The following is a 13,338-nucleotide window of genomic DNA, read 5'->3' as shown; positions in this document are numbered from 1 at the left end:
CCTGTAAATTATCTTGGGTTGGGAGCTAAACCACCTACGTCCTGGGCCGCTTCCGGTATCTGTAATACTCTTCGGTTGTCCTCAGCTTCCAGGGTGATGGTAGAGCCGTTTTCTAATTCATGCGTGACAGGAATATCATAACGTTTGATATCAAACCAGCGCAAGCCTTCATGTACAAATTCTTTAGGCCTTTCTATTTCTACTATGTAGATAAGCAAAGCGATGCGTGGGTCATCTTCACCTACATACCGTTGTACTTCCTCTAATGTAAGCGATACCGGACTGTCGTACCTTTTATTCCAGAGGGTTTGTAAGTCTGCCAAAGCTTCATTCACCCTGTTCTGTTTGGCATAACTTTCTGCCCTGTTCAATAGAACTTCTTCACCACGAAAAGGAAGCACAATGGTATAGTTAAAACCTACTCCTGAGGTTAGGCTGCTTCTCTCAAAAAGGAACTCAAAACGGGTAGCACTTAGACCATTATCTCCCCTTACATAAGCGGGGTCTTCCCTGAGATCAGTAGCATCAAAGGGGTTATTGCCAAAAATCCTTCCGCTGTAAACCTCGTCATCCGGCCAGTACCCTACTGTGAGGTGGAAGTTGGTGATTTTTCGCATCAGAAGCAGGTTACTGGGATCATTAGGAGAAGTATATAACCTGACATAGTCTTCAGTATTTACTCTTTCCTCCAGCAGTGCCGCCAGGTCTTTTACAAACACATCAGGATTCGCTCCCAGCATCTGACTACTATAATCTATACAACTGTTGAGGTCCCCTTTGAAAAGGTAAAAGCGGGAAGCAAAAGCCAGTGCAGCATTTCTGGTAAAATGATATTTTCCTGAGTTGGCATAAAATGATCCGTCTAATAGTTCCAAACCTTGCAGTAAATCATCTTCTACCCTGTCATATACTGCCTTTACGCTTAGTCTTTCATATTGTTTAATGAATTCAGTTTCGGGCTCCATAACATAAGGGATGCCACGGTCATTGGCTGCTGACGCCTCATCATAGTGTTTGGCAAACAAATTAACCAACATAAAATGTCCGTAGGCACGTGTCAGGAGTGCCTCGCCTTTCACTGCATTGCGTTGGTCATCATCACCGGGCAGATCATCAATTACCGCTAATACTTCATTGGCATGTGCGATAGCCTCATAAGTTTCATTCCAGTAAAAAGTTGGTGAATCCTGAAAAAGCTCATCAACTTCCTGCCACTGATATGCCTGGTTATGTTGGTCTTCTTTGGTGGTACCTCGTGTGTAGGTTACCATGTCACCCATCCACTCTACAAAATTATACCCTCCCTCAGAGTACGCATTGGTAAGTAATTGTGCTGCTTTATCCAAAGTATTGAGTTCCACTCTGTTGTCTGGTGTTTCTTCCAGATAGTCATCACAGGAAGTAGCCGCTAACAAAAGTACCATCAACCCAAAAAGCTGTTTCATATATTTATTGCCCCTGATCATTTTTTAAAATCCAACATTTAAAGTAAAAGTAACCTGGCGTGGCTGAGGGAAAGCAACTCCACCTGCCGAGAAGAACTCAGGATCCTGCCCATTCAGGGCTTCATCCGAATACACCAGCCATAGGTTTTGCCCTTCCACTCCCAAAGTAGCAGTCCTGGCTCCTATCTTGCCTGCCAGTGATTGAGGAAGATTATAAGTCAACCTTACCGTTTTTAGGCGTACGTAACCGCCATCTGCTACTCTTACAGTAGACTTATTGTATAAATCGTAGGCATTTCTGTACTGTGCAGTATTATCGCCTTGCACAATCCTCTGATCCAGAATAACTGGAATATTGGTGAACTCTTCATCTCCAGGTACTACCCAGCGGTCAACAAAAGTTTTTGAAAACGAGCTAAAATCAGTATAGTTAGGGTAGAAAGCATCATTAAGCCTGATTTTATACCCAAACTTATAGGAAAACAATACGTTCAGTGAGAAATTCTTGTATCGCAAATTATTGGTCAGTCCACCTGCACCCCGAGGTTCGGAAGGCCCTTCGTACTGTAGTATCTTTTCAAGACTGTCTCTTTCCTGCAAATTATAGTCATATACAGTCTCACCGGTAAGATCATAAAAGGTAGGAATACCTCTGGCATCCAGACCGGCAAATTTAGTGGAATAGATACCTCTTCTTGGACCATCAAGCAGGGGAGCACCCTGGGCAGATATAGCATCTGCGATACGAGGGCCGAAGTCCAGACGTGTAACAATGTCTTTGGTATAGCCAATATTAAAGTTGGTAGACCAGGAGAAATTCTGATCCTGGTAGTTCAGCGTATTGATTGAAAACTCAAAACCATTGGCCTGTAGGTCGGCAAAGTTACCTAGCTTATATGCCACTCCACCTACCCCACTGGTTTGCAAAACGCCAATAAGATCAAAAGCATCTCTCTTGAAATAATCAATCGTACCGGTAATACGGTCATTGAGTAAACCGAAATCCATACCGACATTAAGTTCATTAAGTTTCTCCCAGGTAAGATCCTGATTCTCAAGATCTTCAATATAGAGGTAAGATTCATTATCGGTAGGCCTTAGCGTGACATCTGACTGTAGATTGAGCAAAGCACTTACATCAGGGCCAAGGTTAGCTGACAGACCATAGGTACCTCTGATTTTTAAATAGCTGATTACTGAAGGCAAATTGAGGAAGCGCTCCTGATCAAGATTCCAGGCTCCACTCACATTCCAGGTAGGTAAGTATCGGGCAGATCGGCTCTTTCCCAGCCGGTTAGAGCCATCATACCTCACTGTACCATTCACCACATACTTATCATTGAATGAATATCCGGCATTAAGAAACAAACCGGCAAAACGCTCACGGTCTTCCGAGAGGGAATAAAAATCTACACCCTGTCGGTTAAGAAACTCTATGATATCAGGGTCAGTATTGACCACGCCCCCGTTTTCATAAACTACTCCGATTCCATCGGCACTACGGGAAGAACGATCGGTAAACTTAATTTCCTGTCCTCCCAGAACATTTACCTGATGAAGTTGACCGAATGTTTCTGACCATTCCACACTATTTCTGATGTAGAAGTTCAGGAGATCACTTTCGTCCAGGTAGTTGAAACCTCCTTCCGGCAAAACTACTTTGGGCTGAGAGCCGGGTTCATCCGGATCCTGATAGAGTAGTGGATTGGCATCCTGAATATATTGGGTGCCATCTGCTCTGTAAGCTTCGGCCTGGTTAGACCACTCGTGTATGATGTGCTCTCTGTTAGTAGCGGCATATCTCCCCTGCATTGTACTGCGGAAAGTCAGATTATCCAGAATCTTAAAATTAAAATCTGCCTGTGCGGAGATATCTGCTACCCGCACGTCAATATAATTGAGGCTTAGCTCTTCCAGAATATTAAATGGCGCATAATTTCTGCGAAAATACTCCAGTTCTCCATTGCTATCATAAGGCCGTATGGACCGGCTGGTATTGATGGCATAACTGAAGGGATTAATATCAAAATCACGCTTAAACCTACCGGTAATAGGATCAAAATCTCTGTCGGTAGTTCCCGGTAATGATTGCTGACGGAAGCTGGCATTCAGCTTGGTATCCAGTGTAAAACGATCGGAGAAGTAAAAGGTGTTGCGAGCCGTTCCGGAAAAGCGCTTTACTTTATCAGCTACAGTTTGCCCGTTGTCATTCAGATAGCTGAGCGAATAATAGCTATTGTAATTCTCTGTTCCTGAGGTAAGGCTAACGGAGTGCTGTTGCTGTAAAGAGACATCTTTGTAGAGGACATCAAACCAGTCGGTATTGGCATTTTCGTACTGGTTGAGAAACTCTTCGTTTAGGGTGCCATTAATTCCCCAGGGGATTTCATGCTCGGAGATAAGGGAGAACATTTTTCCTAATGGGCCATAATTTTGTGCTCTCACTGAAGTGGTGATGTCTACCAGTCCTTTTTCGTACATCTCGCGGTAGATAGACATCTCATCCCCGGAGTTGAGGATATCAAACTGATTATAGCTGGGCCTTAGCCTGAAAGAGTAGTTTCCCGAATAATTGACACGTAATGCCCCACTTCTACCCTTTTTGGTTGTAATGACAATCACTCCATTTTTAGCTCGGGTTCCGTAAAGGGCAGTGGCAGATGCATCTTTCAGCACTTCAAAGGAAGCAATATCATCTGGGTTGAGCCCGGCAATAGAAGAGGCCAGTACCGTATTGGTGTTTCCGGTAATGATATCGTCAGCGCTTACATTGGTAAGGTCTTCCAGAATCACTCCATCCACTACCCAAAGGGGTTGGTTGTCCCCGTTGATGGAAGTATTGCCACGAATACGAATCTTGGGAGCGGTACCAAAGGTACCGGAGACATTATCCACCGTCACTCCGGCTACCTGCCCTTCCAGCATTCGGCTGGCATCTACCATACCGGGACTTCTGATTTCCGCCATTTCAATACGGCTGGCGGAGCCGGTAAAAAGCTTTCTTTCTACTTCCTGAAAACCGGTAACCACCACTTCGTCAAGCTGCGCATTATCCTCTATCAACATCACATTGATGGTATTGGAATTCCCGACATTGACTTCCTTGGTCTGATAACCGATATAGGAAAATACCAGCACTACATCACCTTCCTCAATATTTAGCGAGTAGTTCCCATCAATATCAGTAACAGTTCCGGTACCTTTCCCTTGTACTATAATGTTTACACCCGGCAGCGCATCATTGTCTACCTCAGTACTTACTCTTCCGCTGATCACTCTACTTTGAGCCCAGGCAGAAAAATTTAAACATACGGCAATGAAGAGTAGTAAATTTCTTTTCAAATTACTGTGGTTTAAGCCTTTGCAATCATGATTACTGTAAATTACTAATGAGGTTAGTCAGTATAGTGCAGTGTAATTATAATCTTGATCATAATATAAAAGTTAATGATCAATTTATCAGTAAATCTGTATATATTACGTATTTCCATAGCTTCTATTGCCTTGGCATGAATTAATAAAATTTCAGGCTGTAAAGCTGTAAAGTTCCAGACAAATACGTGAATTTTTGGGAAAATTAAGAAGCAAATGAATAAGAAATTATAACAAAAGTGTATATTAAGCTTTGTTAATTTATCTATTGAACACCCACATCTCCAGTTTTTACCCCTATGAAACATCCCTTTACTCTTAGAAAGCTACATTTCCTTTTCATATGCCTGCTAAGCTCTTCAATCATTTTCAGTAGCTGTAAGGACGATGATGACGGAGAGCCACCACGCCCTGACGATAACCTGATTGAAGTGTTGAGCAATACCGAAGGACTGGATAGTCTTGCAGCACTTATTGGCACCCCAAGTTCCAGCAACCCATTAGCAACACGCCTCACTACGGGAGAATACACACTATTTGCACCAAATAATGAGGCCTTTGCCAATCTGTTGAATACACTTGGCTTACAGACGATGTCCGAGCTGAGAGGTGACATCCTGTCTGACGTGATTCTTTATCATGTGGTGGCAAATATCGCACTGAATTCAAATGAACTGGATTCAACCATTACCAGCCTGAGTGTTTCTCAGATGAGTTTTGAAAGTGAAGGGGATTCCACCCTGATCAATCCCGATACACAGCCTTTCCGTACTGTCGTTGTCAATACGGTTGCTGCTTCTAACGGCTATATGCACATCACTAACCAAGTAATTTTACCTCCCGGAGTAGCCAGCCTGGCACCACTTTTTGGTAGCCTTGCAGGATTAACCTCTACATTGGGAGACATTATTGGTGTACAAAATCTTGATGGAGGAATTTCTACGATTAACAACGTATTTAACAGCACAGGTTTATTGAGCACGCTCAGCGGCAGTAGTCCTTATACAGTTCTGGCTCCTATTAACTCTGCATTTGATGACTTCTTCTTTGTATCTAATGAAAACGTCTCTCAGACAGCCAATTACCATGTTTTAGACGGAAATGTTGACCTCGCTTCTGCCGGAAGAACTATTACTACCTTAGGCGGTCAAACACTCTATGTATCCAACACTTCTGATGGCGCTACTTATCTGAATGGCAGGGTAACAGTTGATTTTAACTATCCTGCAAATAATGGACGATTAGTTCATCTGGGCGGTGTATTGAAGCCGGCTGCTCCCCTGACAGATATGGTTGACTATGTGGAAGCGCTAAGTGGTTCTTCCTTTACTATTTTTAGAAAGGCTTTAGAAGAAACTTCCTTTGATGTGGGCAGCAACCGTACCATCTTTATGCCTACAGATGCTGCTTTTGAAAGTGCAGGTATCATCACTACCATTGACAGCGTTGAAGCCGAGGCAGCCAGGATTGACCCTTCAGTTTTATCTTCTATTTTGCAGAAGCATGTCGTTACTGACGGTATTCTATTTACTCCTGATTTTGAGGCTGGTACGCTTACTACCTTAAACGGAAACCTGGCAGTGACCTTAGAGGGAGATAATGGCACGATTACCTTAAATGACAATAATGCTGCTACTGAAATCAATGCCAACTTACAGTTCCCTGCCAATAACCTGGTTGAGAATGGGGTCGTAATTCATGTGATTAATCAAGTCCTTCTTCCTTAAGCTAAGCAGCCCAGAAAAAATCTTTAAAAGCGCATTTATCCATGCGCTTTTTTTATAGCTCATCCAGTACTTCCTCTGCTTTATTGCTGTAGTAGCTATCTGGGCTTTCGCTTAATTGTTCCAGCATTTTTCTTGTGTTTTCTGCATCAGAAAGCGCAAGAAAGGACATACTCTGATACCATAAAGAAGGGTAGTAATAAGCTTTTTCATCTGAATTTTGTACTTCTCGTAAAAGCTGCAATGCATCCTGGTGCCTGGAAAGTTCTATATAGCTAATGGCCAGATAAAATTTATATGAATATGATAATGGCTCCTCAGATTGCTCAAATAAGGATGCCGCCTGTTGGTAATCAGCCTGCTCATAAGCCCGCATAGCATTATCCAAATAGTTTTTTTTATCATCTGAAGCTGAACGTTCTACTGGGTTTACAATATTAGGGTAAGCCTGATAATGTGCCTGGTAGAGCCTGGTAGGAGAAGCATTATTCATTAGTACATACCCGAGAACCAAAAAAAGAGAAACTGTGGCAGCCACAGCAAGGCTATAAAAAAAGTATTTTCTGTTGTTCTTTTTTTCGTTGTCAGGTTTATCAGACTGCTTGAGCATAGACTTTAGCTCACCATTAAAATGTCGCTGTATACCTTCAATGAGATCGGCATGTAGCAGTACTTGTTTTTTGAGATTGGGGTCTTGATTAATTTTTGCTTCAAAATCCCGTCTGTCTATCTCACTTAATGTACCTCTACAATAACGATCAATCAAATCTATTTGCTCAGTATTCATAAAAGCTTATTTAAATCTGTTTGCCAAGAGTAACCAACCGAGTTTTCTTATTTATGATTTCAATGCTTAAAAGGTAAACGCGGAAAAAAGTTTTTTTTAATTGTTTACCTAAGCTTTTTCTGAGGCATAAAGAAATGAATTGCACCTAATAAATTATTTATATCACATAATTCACTCATGATGAATATCAAAAACCTAAATTATCTAGTACTCTCTCTGCTGTTGATATTTTCAGCTTGTAGTAAAGATGACGATGAAGAACTACCTGGTCAACCTCCTACTGTTAATGCTGGTCAGGATGTTACCGCAACTGTAAATAGTTCGGTACAACTTAATGGCACGGCATCTGACCCTGATGGTGATGCGCTCACCACCACCTGGAGTGTAACTTCTGCACCGCAGGGCAGTTCTGCTTCAGTAAGCAACGCTTCTTCGTTAGCAGCTACTTTCACACCAGATGTTGTTGGCAATTATACCCTTCGCCTTACAGTTAATGACAATGTGCATGATCCAGTTTTTGACGAGCTCATCATTGAAGCTGAAGAAGCTGCTGGAGAACCACCAGTGGCAATCATACGCGATGAAGAGAATGATGAGATTAGTGAAACCAATGAAAATAATGAGGTTACAATCAACACCGCATTCTTACTTGATGGCAGCAGCAGCACCGACCCCGATACAGATGTTGAAAACCTGACATTCACCTGGGCGGTTACTGAAAGCCCTGATGGAAGCACTCCTACTGTTACCCCTAATGAAGATGGTGATATGGCAGACTTTACAACTGATTTAGTAGGTGAATACACAGTTCAGCTTACGGTGGAAGATCCTGAAGGAAATACTAATTCTACTACCGTAACATTACTGGCAACAGCTAACCCCGTTGTGATTGAAGAGAATATAGACATTGCTACTACCTGGGCTAATGTGTTTGAAAATCCTGCTCTACCCGATTATTATGTAATCGCTGATATCAGTGTCAGAGAAGAGTTAACCATAGCACCGGGCGTAAAAGTGATGTTTGAGCCCAACCGAGGATTAACAATAACCGGAAATAGCGGAGCTTTGGTGGCAGTTGGAAAGGAAGACAGTTTAGTCGTACTAACTGCTGAAGATTCATTAAACGGATGGGATGGAATTATATTTTTTAACGAAAATGTTCAAAATGAATTTGATTATGCTAATATATCATATGGTGGGCAAAATGATTTTGGCTTCGGTGTGTTGGCTGCAAACATCGGCGTAGAGTCTGCAGGAGGGTTTAAAATTTCAAACTCCACAGTATCCAACAGCTTTAATCATGGTGTTTTTATAGAAAGTGGCGGACTACTTCGTGAATCAGGTAACAATGCTTTAGAAAACAATGATGGAAACCCCATTGTACTTCCGATTAATCAGGTAGGCAACCTGGATGAGAATTCAACCTTTACGGATAATACAGACAATACCGTAGAAATTTTAGGTACTACACTCAATGAAGATGAAGAAATGCTTGTCCCTGCATTATCTAATGGCACACCATATTTTCTGTCAGGAAAACTTGATGTAGACTCAGGACTTAAACTCATGGCTGGTGTATCTATTGAGGGTGATCCGGATGCCTATATAGAGGTGAGCAGTGATGGGTACCTCACTTCTGAAGGTACTGAAGCCAGCAATGTGGTACTTACGGCCAGAGAGCAAGCTGATGGATGGGGAGGAATTATTTTCTTTACTACCAACAGTAGAAACTCCATTGATTATACAACTATTTCATACGGGGGTAATCGTAATTTTGGCTTTGGTGTTGAGTCAGCCAACATAGGAGTTGAAGGTAATGGAGAAATCAAAATCACCAACTCTACCATTAGCAATAGTGTCAGTGACTATGGTATTTTTGTAGAAAAAGGGGGCGTTATTGATCAATTCAGCCTTAATACTTTTACAGATAACGGTGGCTTTCCTATTGCCTTGCCTATCGCAACGGCTGGCGTACTGGATCATCAATCTACCTTCAGCGGAAATGGAGATAATAGTGTAGAGATCTTTGGTTCAACGCTAACCTCGGGAGATGCCCCACAAACACTGCCTGCCTTCGCTGATGAAACACCGTATTACGTTAGTGGCAAGTTAGATATAGACAATGACCTGATAATTAAACCAGGTGCAACCCTCGAGTTTAATCAGGATGTACGGGTAGAAGTTTCCGGTAGCGATGGCTCTCTGGAAGCAGTGGGTACTGCTGACAGCGTCATTACATTCACTGCCCGTGATCAGGCAGATGGATGGCTGGGCATAGTATTCTTTACCAATACCTCTGCTAATAAGCTGGATTTTGTAAGCGTATCTTATGGTGGAACAGCTGGATTTGGTTTTGGTGTGGACGCAGCTAATGTAGGTATTGAAAATGGAGGGAAAGTGGCAATTTCCAACAGCTCGTTTACCAACAGTTTATTGGGCTATGGCATCTATATAGAGAACAATGGAGTTGTCACAGATGATGCTAATACTCAACTGACAACTACACAGGAGATAATAGATGCCGGAAACACTTTTGAGGAAAACGAATTAGGAGAAACTAATCTGTAAATAGCTCATTACACAGCAGCAAATATTTGCTGCTGTGTAATGAAATGATGATATTTCATAAGAAAATCATTAACTTTCACCATAGAATTAACCAAACATAACTATGAGAAAACTATTCATTTTAACCTCTTTATTTACCTTATTCTGCTTTTCTGCTATGGCTCAGAATACTGTCAGGGTAGAAACCAATGATGGCCTTGCCTACCAGGAAGGTGACAAAATCTTCCTTGCCGGGATTAGTTTTGGATACTATGGCTACGGTTTTGTAGGAGCAAGGTCTGTTAATGTACCACCAATTAATGCTGCCCTTGAATTTGGCATTCATGAAAATTTCAGCGTTGGCCCTTACATCGGATATGCTAGCTGGGGTTACAACTGGTCCAATAATTATGATTACAATTGGAGCTTCCTCTCTGTGGGTGCCAGAGGTTCTTTTCACTATGTTCCTTTAGTAAACGAGGCCTTAGACCTTAATTTAGATGAGGAGAAACTTGACTTTTATGTAACTTTAATTGTTGGACTTGAATTCCAAAGCTTTGATGGTGATGCATTTGGTGGTTATAATTATGCCAATGACACTGACTTTGTCTTTGGCCCGGTATTAGGATTTAAATACAAATTCAATGATAAATTCGGTGCTTATTTTGAAGGTGGACGAGGAGCGTTTGGTTATGGTACTATAGGCGTAGCCGTTCACTTTTAATCACTTTAACATTAAGAGGATATAAAAAAAGCCGCATTCTTTAACAAAATGCGGCTTTTTCTTTTTTGATCGCAGCTACTGATAAAGCTTATATCCAGCTGATCAGGCTAAAATCCTGACGATGCGCCAGTAATGTATTGGATGGAAATACCCTGAAGCCGTATTCATATACCCCGGCAAAGGTAACCTGTTTGCTACAGCTATACTTCACTAAATTTCCACTTACTCCATTTCCGTTTTCAGCAAGATCTGCTTTCTTCACTTTATGCTTTTCCATCTCATATTTAGAGATAATATTGATACGATTGTCTTCCCTTCTGGCAATCAGCATTTCTACTGAAACATCTTCAAGAGACAACTCTCCGATATCCAACACAATGCTTGCCTTAATATCTTCGCCCAGGGGTAAAGGTGCATTGGCGAAGTTGTAAATATCTCTTTCCACTACCTGTATATCTTTCCAATTCCCCTGGAGTTTTGCTTTCCATGCTGACAGCTCTTTGGCATGTTTGTAATTACTTTTATGCATCATCTTATTTCTTTCCGCAAGTTTCTTGTAAAACTTTTCATGGTAGTCGTCCATCATCCGCTTCATGGTGAACTGTGGAGCGATATAAGCGATCGCGTTTTTCATACGTTCAATCCATGTTGTTGACAGGCCTGCTTCATATTTATGATAGTACTCAGCAATAATTTCATTTTCCAGTATGCTGTATATTGTTTCAGCATCCAGCTCATTTTGGGTATCCTGATTGTCATACGTGCGTATCTCAGGAAGAGCCCATCCGGCATCGGGACGATATCCCTCAGCCCACCATCCATCCAGTACACTAAAATTGATGACGCCATTCATGGTAGCTTTCATTCCACTGGTACCTGAAGCCTCCAACGGCCGTGTAGGGGTATTGAGCCATACGTCTACTCCCTGTACCAAAGCACGGGCAATTTCCATGTCATAATCCTCCAGAAAGATGATCTTGCCCAGGAATTCAGGACGCTCAGAAATCTCATAGATCTGACGGATAAGATCCTGCCCGCCTCTATCAGCCGGGTGTGCTTTACCCGCAAAGATAAACTGCACCGGAGCTTTCGGATTATTCACGATTTTTGCAAGACGTTCCGGATTTCTGAAAAGTAGGGTAGCTCTTTTATAAGTAGCAAAGCGTCTGGCGAAACCAAAGATCAACGTATTTTCATTAAACGCGTTTAGAGTTTCCACGATTTTTTTGGGACTCTCGTAACGAGCGCGCATGCTTTTTTCCAGACGTTGTTTTACCGTCTTGATCAATATACTTTTCTGGTGCTTTTTGATCCTGATAATCTCTTCATCAGGCACTTGCTTTATCTTTTCCCATAGTTTTACATCAGACTGTTTTTTTTCAAAGCTCTTCCCGAAGGTTTTGGCATAAAGCTTCTGCCATGCCTCGGCAGTCCAGGTATAATAATGTACACTGTTGGTTACATAATCCAGATGCAGTTCATCCGGCTCAAAGCCCGGATAGAGAGGCTGGAACATTTTTCGGGAAACATCACCATGAATTTTACTCACACCATTTACCTCCTGTGAAAGCTTGGAAGCCAGATTGCTCATGGAAAACACCTCTTCTTTATTCGTGGGATTAACACGGCCTAAGGCAATAAATTTTTCCCACGATAAACTCATGGAACTGGCAAAATCGTTAAAATACTGCCACATCATACCTTCAGGAAAAGCATCATGACCGGCAGGTACCGGAGTGTGGGTAGTAAATAAGGAAGAGGAGCGGATCAGCTCAGTAGCATCATTTATGGTAAGTCCTTCCTGCACATATTTTCTCAATCTTTCCAGGCCAATAAAAGCAGCATGTCCTTCGTTCAGGTGAAAAACTTCAGGCTTTATTTCCAAGTTATCCAGCAGACGAATACCTCCTAAACCCAGTAAAATCTCTTGTTTCAGGCGGTTTTCCTGGTTCCCGCCATAAAGTTGATGGGTAATAAACTTATCTTCTTCGGAATTTTCCTCAATATCAGTATCCAGAAGATACAGGGAAATACGTCCGACATTTGCTTTCCAGATTTTAGCTGAGAGTATTCTCCCCGGTAGCTGAACTTGTACTTTTACCCATTCATCTGCCTGATCACGTACAGGTTCTATGGGCAGATAAGTAAACCTTTGGGGTTCGTATTGCGCTACCTGCTCTCCATGGATAGTCAGCTTTTGGCCAAAATACCCATAACGATAGAGCAGCCCTATACCCACCATGTTCACATTTTCATCGCTAGCTTCCTTAAGAAAATCTCCTGCCAACACACCTAGCCCACCAGAATAAAGCTTGAAAGAAGCGTGTAATCCATACTCCATACAGAAATACGCAATGGACGGATGCTTCTTGGCAGGAGTATTCATATAGCCTTTGAAGCGACTAAATATAGCATCAAGCTTCTTCATAAATTCCTTATCACCCAGAAGCCTCTGATAAGCATCATAATCCAGCACATCTAACAGTGCTATGGGGTTGTATCCAACTTCCTTCCACTTCTTTTCATCAATATTAGCAAAAAGATTGATGGCTTCATGATTCCACGACCACCATAGGTTGTTTGCCAATTCCTCTAGATGCTCTAATTCTGCCGGTACTTTTGACTGAATATACAAGCGTTTCCACTGGGGGGCATTATTTTCAATCATGTTTGGAAAGTTTGGTTATTGTTTCTAATGGTATGCGTATCAAGTTAAGATTAGGATATCAGCACCTTTTC

At 42.0% G+C, this 13,338-nt stretch carries 7 protein-coding genes; 3 read left to right on the top strand and 4 right to left on the bottom strand.

All coding sequences use genetic code 11. From position 1 onward, the window contains the following. Positions 1 to 8: 8 nt before the first annotated feature. A complete protein-coding gene (locus tag OKW21_RS05790; protein ID WP_277478181.1) occupies positions 9 to 1,445 on the bottom strand; it encodes a RagB/SusD family nutrient uptake outer membrane protein in 1,437 nt (478 codons plus the stop codon). A gap of 24 nt (positions 1,446 to 1,469) precedes the next feature. Continuing rightward, positions 1,470 to 4,787 carry a SusC/RagA family TonB-linked outer membrane protein gene (locus OKW21_RS05785; protein WP_277478179.1) on the bottom strand — a complete coding sequence of 1,106 codons (3,318 nt, stop codon included), beginning with the start codon at positions 4,785 to 4,787 and terminating at the stop codon, positions 1,470 to 1,472. A gap of 329 nt (positions 4,788 to 5,116) precedes the next feature. Here OKW21_RS05785 and OKW21_RS05780 point away from each other — a divergent pair, with 329 nt between their 5' ends. Beyond that, positions 5,117 to 6,544 carry a fasciclin domain-containing protein gene (locus OKW21_RS05780; RefSeq protein WP_277478176.1) on the top strand — a complete coding sequence of 476 codons (1,428 nt, stop codon included), beginning with the start codon at positions 5,117 to 5,119 and terminating at the stop codon, positions 6,542 to 6,544. Positions 6,545 to 6,596: 52 nt separating this feature from the next. On the opposite strand, the gene OKW21_RS05775 is transcribed toward OKW21_RS05780, so the two are convergent. After that, positions 6,597 to 7,328 (bottom strand): tetratricopeptide repeat protein, encoded by a 732-nt coding sequence (locus OKW21_RS05775; RefSeq protein WP_277478174.1) that lies wholly within the window; start codon positions 7,326 to 7,328, stop codon positions 6,597 to 6,599. Positions 7,329 to 7,505: 177 nt separating this feature from the next. Here OKW21_RS05775 and OKW21_RS05770 point away from each other — a divergent pair, with 177 nt between their 5' ends. After that, positions 7,506 to 9,896, top strand: a complete 2,391-nt coding sequence (locus OKW21_RS05770) for a PKD domain-containing protein (protein WP_277478173.1) — start codon at positions 7,506 to 7,508, stop codon at positions 9,894 to 9,896. 103 nt (positions 9,897 to 9,999) lie between these two features. Then, on the top strand, positions 10,000 to 10,599 hold the full coding sequence (locus OKW21_RS05765) for a hypothetical protein (RefSeq protein WP_277478171.1): 600 nt from the start codon (positions 10,000 to 10,002) through the stop codon (positions 10,597 to 10,599). An 88-nt stretch (positions 10,600 to 10,687) separates the two neighbouring features. Here the strand turns inward: OKW21_RS05765 and glgP are convergent, their stop codons facing one another. Then, the gene (gene glgP / locus OKW21_RS05760) at positions 10,688 to 13,267 is read right to left on the bottom strand and encodes an alpha-glucan family phosphorylase (RefSeq protein ID WP_277478169.1); all 2,580 of its coding nucleotides are present in this window, start codon (positions 13,265 to 13,267) and stop codon (positions 10,688 to 10,690) included. Between the last annotated feature and the right edge of the window lie 71 nt (positions 13,268 to 13,338).

The sequence above is a fragment of the Catalinimonas alkaloidigena genome, assembly GCF_029504655.1.
GTDB classification, from domain to species: domain Bacteria; phylum Bacteroidota; class Bacteroidia; order Cytophagales; family Cyclobacteriaceae; genus Catalinimonas; species Catalinimonas alkaloidigena.
This window is presented reverse-complemented; position numbering and strand designations above follow the sequence as displayed.

Coding starts and splice junctions, on each gene's coding strand:
- OKW21_RS05765 (WP_277478171.1), top strand. CDS start 10,000: ATGAGAAAACTATTCATTTTAACCTCTTTATTTACCTTATTCTGCTTT.
- OKW21_RS05790 (WP_277478181.1), bottom strand. CDS start 1,445: ATGAAACAGCTTTTTGGGTTGATGGTACTTTTGTTAGCGGCTACTTCC.
- OKW21_RS05775 (WP_277478174.1), bottom strand. CDS start 7,328: ATGAATACTGAGCAAATAGATTTGATTGATCGTTATTGTAGAGGTACA.
- OKW21_RS05770 (WP_277478173.1), top strand. CDS start 7,506: ATGATGAATATCAAAAACCTAAATTATCTAGTACTCTCTCTGCTGTTG.
- glgP (WP_277478169.1), bottom strand. CDS start 13,267: ATGATTGAAAATAATGCCCCCCAGTGGAAACGCTTGTATATTCAGTCA.
- OKW21_RS05780 (WP_277478176.1), top strand. CDS start 5,117: ATGAAACATCCCTTTACTCTTAGAAAGCTACATTTCCTTTTCATATGC.